An 18,864-nucleotide genomic window follows, 5' to 3' on the forward strand; every position below is an offset into this window, starting at 1 on the left:
GCAGTCCATGACCAAAACCATTCTGGAGATGCGCGGCATCACCAAGACCTTCCCCGGCGTCAAGGCGCTGTCGGACGTCAATCTGGACGTCCGCGAAGCCGAGATCCACGCAATCGTTGGCGAGAACGGGGCCGGAAAATCGACCTTGATGAAGGTGCTCAGCGGGGTTTATCCGGTGGGCAGCTATGATGGCAAAATCATCTACAAGGGCGAAGAACAGCACTTCAAGACGATTGCCGACAGCGAAGCCAAGGGCATCGTGATCATCCATCAGGAACTGGCGCTAGTGCCGCTGTTGTCGATTGCCGAGAATATTTTTCTGGGCAATGAGCAGGCCAAAGGCGGCGTGATCGACTGGGATGAGACCCGCGGTGGTGCGCGCAAGCTGTTGGGCATGGTGGGTCTGAGCGAAGATCCCGATACGCTGGTGACCAATATCGGCGTGGGCAAGCAGCAGCTGGTGGAAATCGCCAAGGCGCTGTCCAAAGAGGTCAAGCTGCTGATCCTGGATGAGCCAACGGCCAGCCTGTCGGAGAAGGACAGCGCGGCGTTGCTCGACCTGCTGATGGAATTCCGCAAGCAGGGCATCACCTCGATCCTGATCAGCCACAAGCTCAACGAGATTTCCAAGGTGGCCGACCGCATCACCGTGATCCGCGACGGGCGCGTCATCGAGACCATGAACACCGAAGAGATTTCCGAAAGCCGGATCATCACCTCAATGGTGGGCCGGTCGCTCGATGATCGCTATCCGGCGCGTGTGCCGCAGATCGGTGAGACGGTGTTCGAGGTCAAGAACTGGAACGTGTTTCATCCGCTGCACCGTGATCGTCAGATCATCCGCAATATCGACCTGAACGTTCGCAAGGGCGAAGTGGTGGGCATTGCCGGGCTGATGGGCTCGGGCCGCACCGAATTTGCCATGAGTGTGTTCGGCAAGTCGTATGGCCAGAAGATCAGCGGCGAGGTCTATCTGCACGGCAAAAAGGTGGATGTGTCCACCGTCGAAAAGGCCGTCGCGCAAGGACTGGCCTATGCTACCGAAGATCGCAAGACCTATGGTCTGAACCTGATCGATCACATCAAGCACAATACGACGCTGGCCAATCTGGGCGGCATCTCCAAGATGGGCGTCATCGACGATATGGCGGAGATGGACGCGGCCAATGAATACCGACGCAAGACCAATATCCGTTCATCGAGCGTGTATCAGGTCACCGGCAATCTGAGCGGCGGCAATCAGCAGAAGGTGGTGCTCAGCAAATGGCTGTTTGCCAATCCGGACGTGCTGATCCTGGACGAGCCGACACGCGGTATCGATGTCGGCGCCAAATACGAAATCTACACCATCATCAATGATCTGGCGGCGCAGGGTAAGGCGGTTCTGGTGATCTCTTCGGAGATGCCCGAACTGCTTGGCATCACTGACCGCCTCTACGTTATGAACGAAGGCCAGATCGTGGGCGAAATGCCGACGGGCGACGCCAATCAAGAACATATTATGCGTGCGATTGTTCGCGCGGAAGGGAAGGCATCATGAGCACCGAAACCGCCCCGTCGGGCGCGACACCGACCGGCGAGCAGCCAAAAATCCAGGTACTTTCCGTCTGGGGCGCACTGAAATCCAACATGCGCGATTATGGCCTGCTGGCGGCACTGATCCTGATCATGCTGTTCTTCCAGTATTTTACCAATGGCGTGCTGTTCAAGCCGGTCAATCTGACCAATATCATCCTGCAGAACAGCTACATCATCGTGATGGCGCTGGGCATGTTGCTGGTCATCGTGGCCGGCCATATCGATCTGTCGGTGGGTTCGGTATCGGGCTTTGTCGGCGCGCTGGCAGCCATGCTGATGGTGGGCTGGAACTTCCCGCCGGAGCTGGCTTTTCTGGCCAATCCGTTCGTCGCAGGCGCCATCTGTATCGTGGTCGGCGCCTCTATTGGCGCGGCGCAGGGCTACCTGATCGCCTATCACAAGATCCCGGCCTTCATCGTGACGCTAGCCGGCATGCTGATCTTCAAGGGTCTGGCTCTGGCCATTCTGGGCGGCAAGTCGGTTGGTCCGTTCCCGGCTGAATTTCAGCTGCTTTCGGCAGGCTTCATTCCCGATCCAATCGGGTCACTGACGCTGATCGAGAAGGCCGAAGGCGTGCAGCCACTGGTGCTGCATTCTACCACCATGGTGCTGGCGATCGTGGGCATCGTGACCATGATCGTGATGTCCATCCTGGGCCGCAAGCGCCGTATGGCGCGCGGTTACGAGAGCGAGCCATTTGCGTTGTTCGTGGCCAAGAATGTCGTGATTACGGCGCTGGTGCTGTTCTTCAGCTATATGCTGGCGTCCTATCGTGGCTTGCCCAATGTGCTGGTGGTGATGGCGATCCTGATCGCTGTATTCGTGTTCGTGACCAAGCGGATGACCTTTGGTCGCCGTATCTACGCGCTGGGTGGCAATCTCAAGGCGGCGTCGCTGTCGGGCATCAAGACCGAGCGGATGACCTTCTACGTGTTCGCCATCATGGGGGCGCTGGCCGCTCTGGCGGGCATGATCTATGCGGCGCGTCTGAACTCAGCCACTCCCAAAGCTGGTCAGGGCCTTGAGCTCGACGTGATTGCGGCCGTGTTCATCGGCGGTGCCTCGGCGCTGGGCGGTGTGGGCGCGGTGGCTGGAGCGGTGATCGGCGCGTTCATCATGGGCGTGATGAACAACGGCATGTCGATCATGGGCGTGAATATCGATTGGCAGCAGATGATCAAGGGCGTGGTGCTGCTGGCAGCTGTGTTCTTCGATCTCTACAACAAGAAGCGCGCTGGCTAGGGTCCAGCCCGAGCGTGAAGACAATGGCCGTCGGGGTAACCCGGCGGCCTTTTTTTTCTAGCGTTGGTGGCCGCTCCGGCCAGTCGGGTTGTTGTTGAAGTCGCCAGACGAAAGACCTATTTGAGGCTCATGCCAGCCAAAAAAGCCATTGTCCCAGCACTGACCAGAGAGTGGACGCTGCCGCCGGCTGCAACGCTTGGCTCGTCCGTGCGCACCAAGGGCATTTTGCTTGAGGTCCGTGCCCAACTGCCATTGGCCTTGAAAAAGGCGGTGGATGTGCGGGGAGCCGAGCTTATCCTGAGCATGCCCAAGACGGCAGCGGACGACTTCAAGGCGGTGTCGGCAGTGGTGTCCAAGACGCTGGTGGGTATTGAGAACCTGCCGGTCATTCCGCGCGAAATACAGGATATCCTGACCATCTCGCCGACGGAGCGGCACCGCTGGCTCAAGGATGGTCGCCTGCACAGCGCGGGGACCCGTACGGTCAAGCTGCGTGGGCGCGCCAAGAAGATCACCTTTCATGTGTTTGATCCCCGCCACGTCGAGGATGTGCTGGATCGCGATCTGATCGCTGTCTGGCGCGAGGATGATGCGGAGACGGCAGCCGAGAACAGGCGGCGGGCGGCGGGCAAGCGGGCGCTGGCACGGGTCGAGAAAACCCGCAGCAAGGCAGCGCCCGTTGCTGATGATGGTCCCGAGGATGCGGGGCGTCACAAGCTCAAGGGCTGGGCCGAGTTCGAGCGCGACGGTCTGTTGCGCTGACCGGTCGTCAAGACCGGCTGTTACTTCTCTATTTCAGCATCGTCGCGACCGCCCCACTCGGTCCATGAGCCGTCATAAACGGCGACCGATCGAGCGCCGGCCAGTTCAGCGGCAAGGGCCAGGGTTGCGGCCGTTATCCCCGAGCCGCAGCTGGTGATCAGCGGCTTGTCCAAAGCGATGTCGCGCTCGGCGAACAGGGTGGCCAATTGCTCGGGCGATTTCATCTGTCCCGCTTCGGTCAGCAGGCTGACCGGCAGGTTCGACGAGCCGGGGATATGCCCGGCGCGCAGGCCCTTGCGGGGCTCGGGGACTTCGGCGTGAAAGCGCTGGGCAGGGCGGGCATCGGCAATCTGGCTGGCGCCATCCTGGCTGCGGGCGCGCACGGTATCAAAATCCGCGACGCGATCCGCGTCGAAGCTGGTATGGAATTTCTGCTTGGGACGGGCGACCAGTCCGATTTCGGTGGGGCGCTTTTCAGCGCGCCATTGCGGGCCGCCGCCCGAGAGAATCCGCACGTTCTGGGCCCCCATGGTCTTGAAAGTCCACCAGACACGCGGGGCCGAGAACAGGCCTATCTCGTCATAGATGACAATGGTCATGGTCTCGGAGATGCCCAGTGCGCCGACCATGTGGGCGAAGTCGGCCGGCGCGGGCAGCATGTGTGGCAGGGGGCTGTCGGTATCGGCGACGCCGTCGATATCGAAGAACACCGCGCCGGGAATATGGCCGGCCAGATAGTCGGCCTGGGCGTTGCGCGCGGCATTGGGCATGTGCCAGCTGCCATCAAGCACCACCAGATTGGGGTCGCTCAGATGGGCTGCCAGCCAGTCAGTGGTGACGAAAGGGTTGTCCACGGCCAGTCCTCGTAGTTTGGCAGGAAGATGAGCCCGCCAGAGCGCGAGGTCAAATGCCTAATTGGCCAGCACCAGCAAGTCCTTGCTGGCGAGGCTGATGGTGATCGCCTCGCCGCGCTTGGGCGGGGCGGAGCGTTGATCGTTAAACGTGTCCAGGCTGACAATGTTGCTTCCCAGGGCGACACGGATGCGGATTACCGAGCCCAGGAAGGTGACGTCGGAGACGGTGCCTGTCAGCGTTACATCATTGCCCTCGCGGGCGCCAATGGTGAGCACTTCGGGGCGAACTGTCAGCACACTGTTAGCATTGAGCGCCACATCTGATGGCAGATCGGGCACGGTGAGGGGCTGACCGTCAATGGTAACGGTCTTGCTGGCCGGATCGGTGACGACAACATCGAGATTGTTGAGGTGTCCCACGAAGGTGGCGACGAAACGGGTGGCCGGCTTGTTGTAGATCTCGTGCGGCGCGCCGAGCTGTTCGATATGGCCGGCATTCATCACCACGATGCGATCGGAGATCGACAGCGCCTCTTCCTGATCATGGGTGACGAAGACGGTGGTGATGCCCAGATCGAGCTGGATGGCGCGGATCTCTTCGCGCAGCGACACGCGGATCTTGGCGTCGAGGGCGGAGAGCGGCTCATCGAGCAACAACATGCGCGGGCGCGGGGCAATGGCGCGGGCGAGGGCAACACGCTGCTGCTGTCCGCCGCTCATCTCATAGGGGTAGCGCTTTTCGAAGCCCGGCAGACCGATCAGCTTGAGCATTTCATCGACGCGGGCGCGTCGTTCCTCGCGCGGGACGCCAGCGATCTTGAGACCGAAGCCGATATTGTCGCCGACATTGAGATTGGGGAACAGGGCATAGGCCTGGAACACCATGCCGAGCTGGCGCTGATTGGGCTTAAGCGTGGTGATGTCCTGCCCATCAATGGTGATGCTGCCCGAGGTGGGCGTCTCAAAGCCGGCGATCATGCGCAGAATGGTGGTCTTGCCGCAGCCCGAGGGCCCCAGCAGAGAGATGAACTCACCCTGGGCAAAGGAGAAGTCGACGGATTTGACCACGGTGTTGGCGCCGTAGGTCTTGGTGAGGCCGGAGACCTTGAGAAAATCAGATGCCATAATCAATCGGTCCTGGCGGAAGTGCGGGGGGCGAAGCGGCCAAGCACGTTGATCATGCCCATGGCACCCCAGGTGAGGATAAAGGAAATAATCGCCAAAGCCGCTGGCTCATAGGCGCGGTTGGCGCCGATATTCTGCAGATAGGGGCCAAAGGCCGGGCGGTTGAGCAGGCTGGCAATGACGAATTCGCCGATGACGATAGCGAAGGTCAGGAAGGCGCCTGAGAGCACGGCCACCAGAATGTTGGGCAGGATGATCTGGCCAATGATCTGGAATGTATTGGCACCAGCGATCTGGGCGGCCTCGGTCAGGGTCTGCACATCGATGGTGCGCATGCCCGTATCGACGGCGCGATAGGTATAGGGCAGGGCCAGCGCGACATAGGCGAAGGTGAGCAGGATGTCGGTGCCCAGCGCACTGCCGGTGAAGGGGATGATCGAGCTGGAATTGTAGAGCCGCAGATAGCCATAGACCAGGATGATGGCGGGGATGATCAGGGGCAGCAGGGTGAAGAATTCCATGAAGGGGCGCAGCCAGGGCATGCGCAGCCGCACGAAATAGACGGCAGGCACGACAATGAGAATGCCCACCAGGATGGAGAATACCCCGATCATCACCGAATAGCTGAAGGTGGCCTGAAAGTTGGGATCGGAGAACACCGAGGCGTAGCTGTCAAAGCTGTAATAGCCGCGGCGCATGCGCAGCGAAAATTCAAAGGTGGCAACCAGTGGCACCACGAAATAGGCGGCACCCATGAGAAAGACGACCCAGGCCCAGAAGCGGTTCTGTTTCATTTCATCCACCTTTCGGCGCGGGCCGAGATGACCAGATAGAGCACATTGGCCAGCGCGGTGATCACCACCATGCCCAGCGCCAGCGCAGCGCCCAGGCCGGGGTTCTGCAGCGCGTCGCCCCGGATCTGGGCGTAGAGCAGGATGGGCACGATGTTGAGCGAGGAGCCGGTCAGGCCGTAGGCGGTGGCGATGGCGCCAAAGGCATTGGCGAAGAGCAGCGAGACGGTGCCCAGAAAACTGGGCCAGAGGATGGGCAGACCGATATAGCGCCAGAACTGCCAGGGCTGGGCGCCCAGGCTGGCGGCAGCTTCGCTCCACTCCTTTTTGAGCCCGTCAATGGCGGGCGCGATGATCAGGATCATCAGCGGGATCTGGAAATAGAGATAGGTCAGCGTCAGGCCCCAGAAGCTGAGCAGGTTGAAGCCGGCGCGATAGATGTCGATGCCGAAGACCGTCTTGGCGATGATGGTGACCAGTCCCAGCCGACCCAGAGTGGCGATGAAGGCAAAGGCTAGCGGCACGCCCGCAAAATTGGAGGCGACGCCCGAAAAGGTCATGATGGCCGAGCGCAGCGGGGCGGGCAGGCGACCGCGAATAATGGCCAGGGCAATGGCCAGGCCGGCCAGTGCACCAATGATCGAGGAGGCGCCGGCAACGCGGATCGAAATCCAGTAGGCGGCCATGATCTGGTCGGTGAACAGGCCCAGGATATTGTCGAATGTGAACTCGCCATCGCGGCCGATAAAGGCGCCACCCAGCAAATACAGCGTGGGCAGGACGAGGAACATCAATCCGAAAAGGATGAAGGGCGCGACGCCCAGGAATTCCCAGGAGAAGCGACGGCGCGGTTTGGCGGCGATCACGTCGGTCATGTCTGGCTATCGCTCCCAGAGTGCGCACATGCGTGCCGGAAACGCGATCAATTCCCCCTGATGGGGAAAGAGGAAGGGAGCACCGCCCCCTTCCTGCGCGTCAATCTATCGGATCTATTCGACGTTGGCGCCGACGACCGAATCCCACTGGCTGGTGATCACTTCCTTGGCAGCGTTCTGCTGTTCAATGGAGGGGAACACGGCCTTTTCGTAGGCTGCGGCTGGTGGCAGTGCGTCGAGCATTTCCTGCGGAATTGCACCCTTGGCGGCCAGGTCGTTGAAGCGGATCGGGTGGCAGTAGCCAGCCAACCAGCCGAGCTGGCCTTCGTCGGAGTAGAGGTATTCCATCCAGAGCTTGGCAGCGTTTGGATGCGGCGCGTAGGCGGAGATGGCCTGAACATAAACGCCGGCCACGACGCCATTCTGAGGAACGACGATCTCGGCGAGCGGATTGCCTTCAAAGCTGTCGCGCCAGGCGAGCAGATTGTAGTCCCAGGCAACCACGATCGGGGTGGTGCCCTGAGCCAGCGAAGCTGCCTTGCCGATGACGGGAACGAAATTGCCCTTGGCATTGAGATCGCCAAAGAACTTCAGACCCGCTTCAGCAGCGCCATCAGCATCGGCACCGGAGGCCAGACCAGCGGCATAAACCGACTGGATAGCCTGGGCGGATGCGCGTGGATCGCCAGCAAGCGCGACAGCATTGGCGTATTCGTCATTGGCCAGATCGGCCCAGTCGGTTGGCGAGGTGTCCAGAATGTCCTTATTCACCAGCATGGCCATCACGCCATAATAGTCGCCATACCAGTAGCCATCGGCATCCTTGGCATCGTCAGGGATCGTGTCCCAGGTCGAGACCTTGTAGGGCTGGATCAGGCCATCGGCCTTGGCGGCAGGACCAAAGGACAGGCCGACGTCGATCACGTCAGGTGCCTGTGGACCCATATTGCCCTGATTGGCCTTGATGGCTTCGATTTCGTCGGCAGAGCCCGCATCGGGGTTCAGTTCGTTGACGGTAATGCCGGGGTATTTTGCCTTGAAGCCGGCGATCACATCGCCATAGGCACACCAGTTGTGCGGCAGGGCGATGGTGGTCAGCTGGCCTTCTTCCTTGGCGGCTTCATAGAGCGCGTCAAGGTCGACCTGGGCAAAGGCGGGGGCAGAAACGGCAAGCACGGCAAGCACCGAGACGGATGCGCCGAGCGATTTCTTGATGGACATGTTCAGTCTCCCTGAAAAGTCGTACGTCGACACTCTTTGATGAGCATCGCGACGGACCGGGTGGGAGTAGTAAGGCCACATGACAAGGCGATGACGGCCCGATCAGCTCTGCTGATCCATCATCAGACGGACCGTTACAGTGCTGTCTTGCTGAAATTGCCTCCCTCGTGTGCCCATGCGCCCCCTCCGGCCGCATTTGTGACAGTGCGCTATTGTGACAGTTTCGTCCAGATGGTCAAAAATTGGATTTGCGGACTGTGGAATATCGGTTCGGGCGCAAGTGTCGAGACGCATTGAGGAAATTGGCAGCAGGCAAAACAAGAGTGGCGCTGCACATTAGAATGCTTCTAAGTTATTGATTTGTCGTTTGATTTTGTAACCTGACTTTGATAGTCCGCTTTCAAGTTCAACCTCAGGAGGATCAGCCATGATCTCGACCGGTGTCCGCACCCTGCGCAGCCTTGCCATCGCCCTTACCCTATCGGTGGCCCCCGTCGCAGCCTATGCCGCCGCGCCTGCAGAGGCCGATGTGCTCGCCAATTACGCCGATCTGGCGCTGGCGGGCTATGAGGATTCGCTGAGCACGGCCAAGGCGCTGGACGCGGCGATCGATGCGCTGATCGCTGATCCGAGCGCCGCCAATCTGGATGCCGCCAAGGATGCCTGGAAGGCCGCCCGCATTCCCTATCAGCAGACCGAGGCGTTCCGCTTCGGCAACCCGATCGTCGATGAGTGGGAAGGGCGCGTGAATGCCTGGCCGCTGGACGAGGGCCTGATCGACTATGTCGACGCCTCCTACGGCACCGAGAGCGACAGCAATGCGCTTTATGTGGCCAATGTCATCGCCAATCCCAAGATTTCCATTGATGGCGAAGAGCTCGATGCCACCGACATCACACCCGCGCTGCTGCAGGAACATCTGCAGGAAGCGGCCGGCGTGGAATCCAATGTGGCGACGGGCTATCACGCCATCGAATTCCTGCTGTGGGGGCAGGATCTGAACGGCACGGACGCTGGTGCCGGGGCGCGTGAGTACACCGATTACTCAACCGCCGAGCACGCCGATCGTCGTGCAGCCTATCTCAAGGCGGCCTCGAGCCTGCTGGTATCGGACCTTGAGGAGATGGTGGCCAACTGGACCGCTGATGGTGCCGCGCGCGCGGCGCTGCCCGATCTGGGGATTTCGGCGATCCTGACCGGCATGGGCTCGCTCAGCTTTGGCGAAGTGGCCGGCGAGCGCATGAAGCTGGGCCTGTTGCTGCATGATCCGGAAGAAGAGCATGACTGCTTCTCGGACAATACCCATGCGTCCCATCTCAACGACGCCGTGGGCATTCAGAATGTCTATCTGGGCAAATATACCCGCGTGGACGGTTCGGTGGTTGAAGGCCCTGCGCTGGCCAGCGTGATTGCCGACCATGACGCCGAACTGGACGCTGAAATCCAGGCCTTGCTGGCCGATACCGTGGCCAAGATGCAGGCGATGGCTGACCGCGCTGAAGCGGGCGAAGCCTATGACCAGCAGATTGGCGAAGGCAATGCCGAGGGCAATGCGGTGGTGCAGGCAGCCATTGACGGGCTGATCGCCCAGACGCGTGGCATTGAGCGCGCCGTGGCGCTGCTCGAGCTGGGCGATGCGGTGACCATTGAGGATAGCGACAGCCTGAGCAATCCGGACGCAGTGTTCGAATAAATCCAACCTGCCATTGGCAGTCCAATGACAGGCCGCGGCGTCTTTTACGACGTCGCGGCCATTTGAGTTCTTGCAGCAAAACGGCTAGTCAACGCGCCATGAAAACACCTCTGAGCATCGCCCTGATTGTCCTGCTGGCGAGCGGTGTCGCCCTGGCGGAAGATGCCGGGGTGCGCAGCGATCTGACGCCGGAGGATCTGGCGCGCGTGCAGCGGGTGACGGCACCGACGACGGATTTCTCCAAGGCGGAGAATTTCGAGGCCAAGCCGGCGGGCAAGGGCACCACGACGTTTGCTGCAAATGCAGACTCGTTCAGCCATTTTCTGGACAATCTCAGCTTTGAACAGGAAGGCCAGTTCAAGCTGGGCAATGCGCTGTTCCGCAAGATCTGGGTGAGCTCGCCCAGTTCAACCCAGGCGTCGGACGGGCTGGGGCCGCTGTTCAATGCGCGGGGATGCCAGAGCTGCCATATCAAGGACGGGCGGGGGCATCCCCCGTTTGAAGGGCAGGCCGAGAATGTCTCGATGTTCTTGCGCCTGTCGGTGCCGCCGGGCGAACATGATACCCGCGAGGGGATCGACGGGGTGTATGCCGGGGAGGTGGGTGACCCCACCTATGGCGGGCAGCTGCAGGATTTTGCCGTACCGGGCCTGATGGGCGAAGGGCGCATGGTGATCGATTATAGCGATCTGCCGGTGACGCTGGGCGATGGCAGCGTGGTGACGCTGCGGGCGCCGACATATTCGGTGGCCGATCTCAATTACGGGCCGATGGCCGAGAATGTGATGCTGTCGCCGCGGCTGGCCAATCCGATGATAGGGCTGGGGCTGGTAGAGGCCATTCCAGCGCAGGACATTCTGGCCCATGCCGATCCGCAGGATGCGGACGGGGACGGAATTTCAGGGCGCGCCAACTGGACGATCGAGCCGGCCAGCCAGTCCGTGATGCTGGGACGGTTTGGCTGGAAGGCGGGCAAGGCCACCATTGCCAGCCAGTCGGCAGCGGCCTTTGCCGGCGATATCGGGATTTCCTCGCCGCTGGTGAATACCCCGTTTGGCGATTGCACCGAGAACCAGCCCGAATGTCTGGCCATGCCCACGGGCGAGCAGGCGCGGCTGGGACCCAGCGAAGCGCCCGATCCGGTGATGGCGCTGGTGACGTTTTATTCGCAGACGCTGGGGGTTCCCGAGCGGCGCGATGTGGACGCGCCCAATGTGCTGGCCGGCAAGCAGGCGTTTTACGCGGCGGGCTGCGCCAGCTGCCACATGCCCAAATTCGTGACCAGCCGCGATGCGGAAAACCCGGCGCACCGGTTTCAGCTGATCTGGCCGTATTCGGATTTCCTGCTGCATGATATGGGCGAAGGGCTGGCCGACCACCGGCCCGAGGGCATGGCGGATGGCTTTGAGTGGCGCACGCCGCCGCTATGGGGCATCGGGCTGACCGAGACGGTTTCGGGGCACAGCTTTTTCCTGCATGATGGTCGGGCCCGCAATCTGACCGAAGCCATTCTGTGGCATGGCGGAGAAGCGCAGGCGGCACGCGATGCGTTTGCCGCCCTGTCACCGGCCACGCGTGACGACCTGTTGAGTTTCCTGGGATCCCTGTAAATGCGCATATTGCTGATCGCCGTGATGATGCTGGCTCTGGGCGGGGGCGCGCAGGGGCAGTCGCTGCCCAAGCCGATGGCGGCGGAGGCCGTGTTGCGCGCGGCGGTGGTCGATGTGATCCGGCCCAGCGTGATCCGGTTCGATGCGGTCAGTCGCGGGCTTAAAAGCGCCGTCGGTTCGCTGTGTGCGGAGCCGGATGCGGACGGGCTGGCGATCGCCAGGCAGGAATTCGGCCAGGTAGTTGTGGCCTATGGCAAGGTCGATTTCCTGCGCCTTGGTCCGCTGATGGAAGACAATCGTGCGGACCGGCTGTTCTTCTGGCCGGATCGCCGCGGCATCGGGCTCAAGCAAGTGCAGGCCATTCTGGCGGAGCAGGATGCGCTGGCGACCGACCTTGCGGGCCTGAAGGCCAAAAGCGTGGCCGTGCAGGGGCTGGGGGCCCTGGAATTTGTGCTGTTCGGCACCGGATCGGAAAGCCTGAGTGGCGCAGAGGGGGCGTTTCGCTGTGCCTATGGCAGCGCGATTGCCGCCAATATTGCGGAGATCGCCAAGGCGCTGGTGGCGGGCTGGTATCTGCCCAATGGCGTGGCCGACCGGCTGCAGGCGCCGCGGGCGGAGTATGCCGACTACCGCTCCAATATCGAGGCGCTCGAAGAGATTGTCGGGCTGGTAGCACATGGCAGCGAGGCGCTGCGCGACAAGCATCTCAAGCCCTTTATGGCCAGCGCGGAAAAGGCGGCAGCGCCCAAGCTGGCCGCATTCTGGCGCTCGGGGCTGACGATGGACTTTGTACGCGCCAATATCGAGGGCATGCGAGCGCTGGTGGCGCTGTCGGGCGTGGCGCGGGCGGTGGGCGAGAAGGATCAGGGGCTCGACAACACGATCGACTTTGAATTCCGCAATGCGATCCGGGCGCTGGATCTGGTAACGCTGCCGGTGGCTGAGGCAGTGGCCGATGACAAGCAGGCCAAGGCGCTTGATTATCTGGTGTTGGTGACGGGCTCGCTGCAGGGGATTGTGGGTGAGCAATTGTCGGCGGCGCTGGGGCTGAGTGTCGGGTTTTCGGCACTGGATGGCGACTGATCATGTGGCAGCGGCGGGCATTTTTGCAGGCGGCGGGTGCGGGCTTTGCCGCCAGTCTGATGCCGCGGCAAAGTCTGGCGCTGGAGCGCACGGCACTGGTGTTTGCCAGCGCGGTGCAGACGGCCAAGGGGCGCTATGGGGCCGTACTGCTGGGCGAGGCAGGCGAGCTGATTGCCAGCATTGATCTGCCCGACCGGGGGCATGATGTAACGATCAGCCGGGCGGCGGGGCGCGGGGTGGTTTTTGCGCGACAGCCGGGGACCTTTGCGGTGGTGTTTGACCCGGCGGGGCAGGAAGCGCCGCTGACGCTGACCAGCGTGACGGGGCGGCACTTTTTCGGGCACGGCGTGTTCTCGCCCGATGGCAGGCTGCTCTATGCCACCGAGAGCGATTTCGACGCCGCGCAGGGCGTGGTGGGGATTTATGACGCCACCGATGGCTATCGGCGGCTGGGCGAGTTTCCGACCCATGGCACCGGCCCGCATGAAATGCTGCTGATGCCCGACGGGGTGACGCTGGTGGTAGCCAATGGCGGGATCGAGACCCATCCCGATTATGGCCGGAGCGAGCTCAATATCGAGACCATGGACCCCTCAGTTGTGTTCATCGACCGACGCGATGGCGCGCTGGTGGGCCAGTTGCGGCTGGATGGTGGCCTGCATCAGCTTTCGATCCGGCATATGGCGATCGATGCGCGCAGCCGGGTGTGGTTTGGCTGCCAGTATAAGGGGGCACCGAGCCAGAGCCCGCAGCTGGTCGGCTATGCCAGCATGGACGGGGTCATCAAGCTGATCAACTTGCCCAATGATACGCTCCGTGACCTGCGCAATTATGTGGGCTCGGTGGCGGCCTCGGCCGATGGCAATACCATTGCAATTTCCTCGCCTGAGGGTGATCTGCTGGTGGCGATTGATGCCGATGCAGGGCAGCCCAGACTGGTGCAGGCCCTGCGCAGCGGTTGCGGGCTGGCAGCGGACGGCGCCGGCTTTGTGGCCAGCAGCGGCATGGGCGAGTTGATCGGTGTCGGTGAGAATGAACGCGCGCCGCAACACTATGATTTCCAGTTCGACAACCACATGCTGCGGGTGTGAGGCTGATGGCGGGGCGTATTCTGCCATGACGCTGGATACGCTGCGCGATGCCATCACCCAGGCCCTGGGCGCACCATCGCCATTGACCGCCATTGCCGGGGGCGACGAGTCTGCGGCCTATGGATTTGATTGTAACGGGCAGGCGTTCATTGCGCGGGTGTCTGCGTCGGCACGGGGTTTTCGAAAAGACCGGCTGATCCAGCAACGCTATGGTGGGGTTCTGCCTATTCCGGTGATCCGCGCGATTGTGCCCCTGGGGCAAGCGGAATGGCTCTGCATATCCGAGCGCGCCGAGGGCACGACGCTGCAAGACACAGAGGCGGCCGATGTGGCCCGCGCATGTGCGGGCGTTGCCGCCGTGTTGCGCGATATCGGGAGCATCGACATGGCGGATGCTGGCGGTTTTGGATGGCTTGATCAGGCGGGCAGGGCGCAGATGCCGAACTGGCGCCATTTTCTGGGCGCTGTGGCGGACCCGGTCCACTATGACTGGGCCCGCATTGCGGACCGGGGGCCGGCAGGCAAACCTGACGCGCTCCTGGCACGGCTGCAGGAACTGGCGGCGCATTGCCCGGAGAAAGCCTGCCTGGTGCATGGCGATTTCGGCTCCAGCAATGTGCTGTGTGCCGACGGCAACGTGACCGCTGTGATCGACTGGTCAGAAGCGCTGGTGGGTGACCCGCTCTATGATGTGGCCAATCTGGTGTTCTGGCGCGGCTGGCTCGATTGCATGGAGCAGCAGGCGCAGTTCTATGAACAATACGCCCCCGCCGCATTGGGCGACCCTGATGTGCTGGATTGCTACATGCTGCGGATCGGGCTGCAGCGCCTGTTCGAAGCGGTGCGCGAGGGTGACCGCAAAGTCGCCGACTGGTTGCTGGCGCGGTGCGTGGCTATTGCGGGCTGAGACCCAGCTTCAGCCCGTCAGATTGGCGCGGGGCCGGTGCTTTCGCGCAGGACCAGTTCGACGGGCCAGAGCTCGTGAATGTCGGCGGCCGGTTTGCCGCTGAGGATCTGCAGGATGAGTTCGGCGATACGTACACCGGCCTGATTGATCGAGGAGCGGGTGGTGGACATGGTGGGGTACATGTTGTCGGCGTTGAGATAGGGAAAGACGTCGTCATGGGCGATCAGGGAAATATCCTTGCCCAGTACCAGTCCGGCTTGGCGGATGGCGCGGAAAACCCCGAGCGCTGTCATCATTGATCCTGCCAGAAACGCTGTGGGGCGGGGCGTCTGAGCGAGCAGGTCATGAGCGGTACGGAAGGCGATTTCGTCGCTGAACACGCTATTGCTCATCAAGGCCGGATCGGGCGTGATGCCGCGCGCCGCCAGAGCCTTGCGATAGCCGGTCTCGCGATGCACGGCGAAGGTGCGATCCTTGATGCCGTTGAGCAGAGCGATGCGGCGGTGACCCAGATCCAGCAAATGGCTGGTGGCGCGTTCCATGGCACCGGCATTGTCGATGTCGAACCAGGCCAGAGGCGTCCCAATATCAGTGCGGCCATGGAGCACGAAGGGAATGCCGAGCTGGAGCAACAGTTTGGCGCGCTCATCGTGCAGGGTCGGGGAGTGCAGAATGATCGCGTCGACCTTCTGGCTGGCGGCTATGCGGCGATAGGCGGCAACCTCATCCTGATAGGACTGAACGGTGGTGACGATGATATCCATTTCTTCTTCGGCCAACCGTCCGCCGACGCCACTGAGAAACTCGCTGGTGTGGGGTCCGAATTCGGATGAGCCGCGCAGCACCATGCCGATTGCGCCAGCGCGGCCGGTGGCCAGCCGCAGGGCATTGGCGTTGGGGCGGTAGCCCAGCCGGGCTGCGGTTTCTGCAACGCGTAGCCGGGTGGCTTCATTGACCTCTGGATAGCCATTGAGCGCACGGCTGACAGTGGTCTGTGACAGGCCGAGATGCTCGGCCAAATCTTTCAGTCTCATAAGCGTTCATGGCTCTCGGCACAGGCGCGATTGCAGAAGAGCGCCTTGTCTGGCACATTGATCCAACAGCCTGTGTCGCGAGCAGCTGACCTGCGGAGTCAAGCAGATCGGCTTTCTCCTCCTGCTTTATTCAAAGCGATTTCAAATTTTCACGCAAGGGCACAGTTTGCGCTGGTGGGTGGCTATACAGCCAGTTTAACGTTGCAAAGGCCCAATTTGCTGCTGTGCGAGGAAGATCGCGAAAAACGCTGGTTTTTGCCAATCTGTATCGATTGCAAACGTCATATGCCGATGCTAGGTCAGTTGTGCGCTTGACTCAGAATGGGCGCTCTGTTTGTTTTTTGGTTCAAAGCGCTTTGAGATTTCTGGCCAGTCCGGCCGTATAATCGGGTGCTTGTCGGGAGGACGAGGCAATCCAGCTGACGCATCGCGCGTCGGCCGCCTTGGTATTGCCTCCCGATCATTCTGCTACTTGGGAGGAAATCCTATGAAATTCAATATGATGGCAACGGCAATGCTGCTCGGCGTCTCGCTGGCAGCAACCAATGTCCAAGCTCAGGAACTGATGTTCCCAAAGGGCGAAGGCGCGTTTAGCTGGAGCGCTCTGGAGGAGTTTGCCGCAGCTCATGGCGATCTGTCCGGCGATACGCTGACGATCTGGGGTCCCTGGCGCGAAGGCGGCGATCAGGAGATGTTCCAGAGCGTTCTGGCCTATTTTGAAGATGCCACCGGCGTGACGGTGAAATACGCATCCTCAGAAAACTATGAGCAGCAGGCACAGATCGATGCCGCCGCTGGTTCATCGGCAAACATCACCATCCTGCCACAGCCTGGTCTGCTGGCTGACATGGCCTCCAAGGGCTATCTGGTGCCGCTGTCGGCCGAGGTTCAGGCCCGCGTCGAGTCCGAGCACGCTGCTGGTTCCTCGTTCGTGTCGCTTGGCACATACAAGGATGCGGCTGGCGCAGACGAATTCTACGCCATTCCCTACAAGTCCGATCTGAAGTCGCTGGTGTGGTATTCGCCAGATAACTTCGCTGATGCCGGCTATGACTTGCCGCAGAGCTATGAAGACCTCAAGGCCCTGACCGAGCAGATCGTTGCCGATGGCGGCACGCCCTGGTGCATTGGTCTGGGTTCAGGCGGCGCCACCGGCTGGCCAGCGACCGACTGGGTCGAAGACATCATGCTGCGCATCAACACCCCCGAAGATTATGACGCATGGGTCAGCAATGACCTCAAGTTCAATGATCCAAAGGTGATTGCTGCGCTCGACGAATTCGGCTGGTTCGCCAAGACCGAAGACTATGTCGATGGTGGCGTTGCTGCTGTCGGAACCACCGATTTCCGTGAAAGCCCACTGGGTCTGTTTGCAGTGCCGCCGGCCTGCTACATGCACCATCAGGCTTCGTTCATCCCATCCTTCTTCCCAGAAGGCACCGAGCTGGGCGTTGATGCGGACTTCTTCTACTTCCCCGCTTCGACCGAGCGTGATCTGGGCAAGCCAGTTCTGGGTGCTGGCACCCTGGCTGTCGTGACCAAGGACTCGCCCGCAGCTCAGGCGTTCATCGACTTCCTGATGAACCCGATCTCGAACGAGGTCTGGATGGCTCAGTCGGGCTTCCTGTCCACGCTCAAGGCTGCCAATGTCGACACCTACGCCAATGACACCCTCAAGGGCGAAGGCGAAATCCTGCTCAATGCAACCACGTTCCGTTTCGACGGTTCGGATCTGATGCCAGGTGCCATCGGTGCCGGTAGCTTCTGGACCGGCATGGTGGACTTCGTGGGCGGCAAGTCGGCGCAGGAAGTTGGTGACGAAATCCAGGCCAGCTGGGACGCGATCAAGTAGTTCAGCTATAAAGCTGAAGCAGGGACCGGCGGCACGCCGCCGGTCCCACCCAAAAGAATTCAATGGGGAGGACGGCACGTGGGCGATGTGCTGCAGCAGATTTTTGGCGCCGCAATTGCGATCGCCGTGGCGCTTGCCGCCTGTGTCGCCTATTTCTGGGGCACCAACTGGCTCCTGGACCGGTTCCTCAATTCAGACAATGTAACTGGCGCAGACGTGACGCGTCGCGACAAGCTTCGCGACAGCATCCGGCCCTGGCTGTTCCTGCTGCCGGCATTGTTGTTCCTGTCGGTCTATCTGGTTTACCCGGTGTTCGAGACGCTGCGGCTGAGCCTGCTGGACAAGACCGGGCGCAATTTCGTTGGCTTCGACAATTATATCTGGGCGCTGTCGGACGGCAATTTCCAGCGCTCGGTGCTCAACAACGCCATGTGGCTGATCGTGGTGCCCTCGCTGGCAACAGCGTTTGGCCTGGTGATCGCCGTGCTGGCGGACAAGCTTTGGTGGGGCAATCTGGCCAAGTCGCTGGTGTTCATGCCCATGGCCATCTCGTTTGTCGGCGCCTCGGTGATCTGGCGGTTCGTCTATGACTATCGCGGCGAAGGCGATGTACAGATTGGTCTGCTCAACGCCATCGTCACCGGGTTCGGCCTACCGCCGCAGGCCTGGATCACCATTCCGTTCTGGAATTCGGTGTTCCTGATGATCATTCTGGTGTGGATCCAGACCGGCTTTGCCATGGTGATCCTGTCCGCAGCGCTGCGCGGTATTCCCGAGGAAACGCTGGAGGCCGCCCGCATCGATGGTGCCAGTGACATCCGGATCTTTTTCGACATCATGATCCCGCAGATCATGGGCACCATCGTTGTGGTGTGGACCACCATCACCATCGTGGTGCTCAAGGTGTTCGACATCATCTTCGCGATGACCAATGGCCAGTGGGACACCGAGGTGCTGGCCAATTTCATGTTCAAGTGGATGTTCGTGAACTTTGACTATGGCCGAGGCTCGGCCATCGCCGTGGTGATCATGCTGGCCGTGCTGCCGATCATGATCTGGAACATTCGACGCGCCAATGCAGAGCAGGGGACACGATAATGACCGCTGTCGCCGAAAACACCGAACTGACGCGCGCAACCACAAGCC

The 18,864-nt window shown here is 61.3% G+C and carries 16 protein-coding genes; 10 read left to right on the forward strand and 6 right to left on the reverse strand.

Going from position 1 to position 18,864, the window contains the following annotated elements; genetic code table 11:
• Nucleotides 1–7: 7 nt before the first annotated feature.
• The 3 genes from mmsA (at nt 8) to KD146_RS01710 (ending at nt 3,582) form a co-directional block, all read left to right on the forward strand.
• A complete protein-coding gene (gene mmsA / locus KD146_RS01700; RefSeq protein ID WP_212657027.1) occupies nt 8–1,540 on the forward strand; it encodes a multiple monosaccharide ABC transporter ATP-binding protein in 1,533 nt (510 codons plus the stop codon).
• The gene (gene mmsB / locus KD146_RS01705) at nt 1,537–2,820 is read left to right on the forward strand and encodes a multiple monosaccharide ABC transporter permease (protein ID WP_212657028.1); all 1,284 of its coding nucleotides are present in this window, start codon (nt 1,537–1,539) and stop codon (nt 2,818–2,820) included. Before mmsA ends, mmsB begins: the two co-directional genes overlap by 4 nt.
• 129 nt (nt 2,821–2,949) lie before the next feature.
• A complete protein-coding gene (locus KD146_RS01710) occupies nt 2,950–3,582 on the forward strand; it encodes a hypothetical protein (RefSeq protein ID WP_212657029.1) in 633 nt (210 codons plus the stop codon).
• Between the two features lie 20 nt (nt 3,583–3,602).
• Here KD146_RS01710 and sseA read toward each other — a convergent pair whose 3' ends face one another.
• The 5 genes from sseA to KD146_RS01735 form a co-directional block, all read right to left on the reverse strand.
• Entirely contained in the window at nt 3,603–4,436 is an 834-nt protein-coding gene (sseA, locus tag KD146_RS01715) for a 3-mercaptopyruvate sulfurtransferase (protein ID WP_345790725.1), read from the reverse strand.
• A gap of 57 nt (nt 4,437–4,493) precedes the next feature.
• Entirely contained in the window at nt 4,494–5,561 is a 1,068-nt protein-coding gene (locus KD146_RS01720) for an ABC transporter ATP-binding protein (protein WP_212657030.1), read from the reverse strand.
• Nucleotides 5,562–5,563: 2 nt separating this feature from the next.
• Entirely contained in the window at nt 5,564–6,355 is a 792-nt protein-coding gene (locus tag KD146_RS01725) for an ABC transporter permease (RefSeq protein ID WP_212657031.1), read from the reverse strand.
• Nucleotides 6,352–7,227 (reverse strand): ABC transporter permease, encoded by an 876-nt coding sequence (locus tag KD146_RS01730; protein WP_212657032.1) that lies wholly within the window; start codon nt 7,225–7,227, stop codon nt 6,352–6,354. Before KD146_RS01730 ends, KD146_RS01725 begins: the two co-directional genes overlap by 4 nt.
• A 114-nt stretch (nt 7,228–7,341) precedes the next feature.
• Nucleotides 7,342–8,448, reverse strand: coding sequence for an ABC transporter substrate-binding protein (locus KD146_RS01735; RefSeq protein WP_212657033.1), 1,107 nt, complete (start codon nt 8,446–8,448; stop codon nt 7,342–7,344).
• Nucleotides 8,449–8,875: 427 nt separating this feature from the next.
• On the opposite strand from KD146_RS01735, the gene KD146_RS01740 reads away from it, so the two are divergent.
• The 5 genes from KD146_RS01740 to KD146_RS01760 all read left to right on the forward strand — a co-directional run bounded on the left by KD146_RS01740 (nt 8,876) and on the right by KD146_RS01760 (nt 14,832).
• Nucleotides 8,876–10,141 (forward strand): imelysin family protein, encoded by a 1,266-nt coding sequence (locus KD146_RS01740; protein ID WP_212657034.1) that lies wholly within the window; start codon nt 8,876–8,878, stop codon nt 10,139–10,141.
• A gap of 98 nt (nt 10,142–10,239) precedes the next feature.
• Nucleotides 10,240–11,751: a di-heme oxidoreductase family protein gene (locus KD146_RS01745; RefSeq protein WP_212657035.1), complete on the forward strand. Its 1,512-nt coding sequence runs from the start codon at nt 10,240–10,242 to the stop codon at nt 11,749–11,751.
• Nucleotides 11,752–12,834: an imelysin family protein gene (locus KD146_RS01750; RefSeq protein ID WP_212657036.1), complete on the forward strand. Its 1,083-nt coding sequence runs from the start codon at nt 11,752–11,754 to the stop codon at nt 12,832–12,834.
• A 2-nt stretch (nt 12,835–12,836) separates the two neighbouring features.
• Nucleotides 12,837–13,925: a DUF1513 domain-containing protein gene (locus KD146_RS01755; RefSeq protein ID WP_212657037.1), complete on the forward strand. Its 1,089-nt coding sequence runs from the start codon at nt 12,837–12,839 to the stop codon at nt 13,923–13,925.
• 25 nt (nt 13,926–13,950) lie between these two features.
• The gene (locus KD146_RS01760; protein WP_212657038.1) at nt 13,951–14,832 is read left to right on the forward strand and encodes a phosphotransferase family protein; all 882 of its coding nucleotides are present in this window, start codon (nt 13,951–13,953) and stop codon (nt 14,830–14,832) included.
• 17 nt (nt 14,833–14,849) lie between these two features.
• On the opposite strand, the gene KD146_RS01765 is transcribed toward KD146_RS01760, so the two are convergent.
• Nucleotides 14,850–15,866 (reverse strand): substrate-binding domain-containing protein, encoded by a 1,017-nt coding sequence (locus KD146_RS01765; protein WP_212657039.1) that lies wholly within the window; start codon nt 15,864–15,866, stop codon nt 14,850–14,852.
• Nucleotides 15,867–16,368: 502 nt separating this feature from the next.
• On the opposite strand from KD146_RS01765, the gene KD146_RS01770 reads away from it, so the two are divergent.
• Both KD146_RS01770 and KD146_RS01775 read left to right on the forward strand, forming a co-directional pair.
• Nucleotides 16,369–17,718: an ABC transporter substrate-binding protein gene (locus KD146_RS01770; RefSeq protein WP_212659069.1), complete on the forward strand. Its 1,350-nt coding sequence runs from the start codon at nt 16,369–16,371 to the stop codon at nt 17,716–17,718.
• A 90-nt stretch (nt 17,719–17,808) separates the two neighbouring features.
• A complete protein-coding gene (locus KD146_RS01775) occupies nt 17,809–18,816 on the forward strand; it encodes a carbohydrate ABC transporter permease (RefSeq protein WP_249327697.1) in 1,008 nt (335 codons plus the stop codon).
• Nucleotides 18,817–18,864 lie beyond the last annotated feature (48 nt).

The sequence above is a fragment of the Devosia litorisediminis genome, assembly GCF_018334155.1.
Classification (GTDB): domain Bacteria; phylum Pseudomonadota; class Alphaproteobacteria; order Rhizobiales; family Devosiaceae; genus Devosia; species Devosia litorisediminis.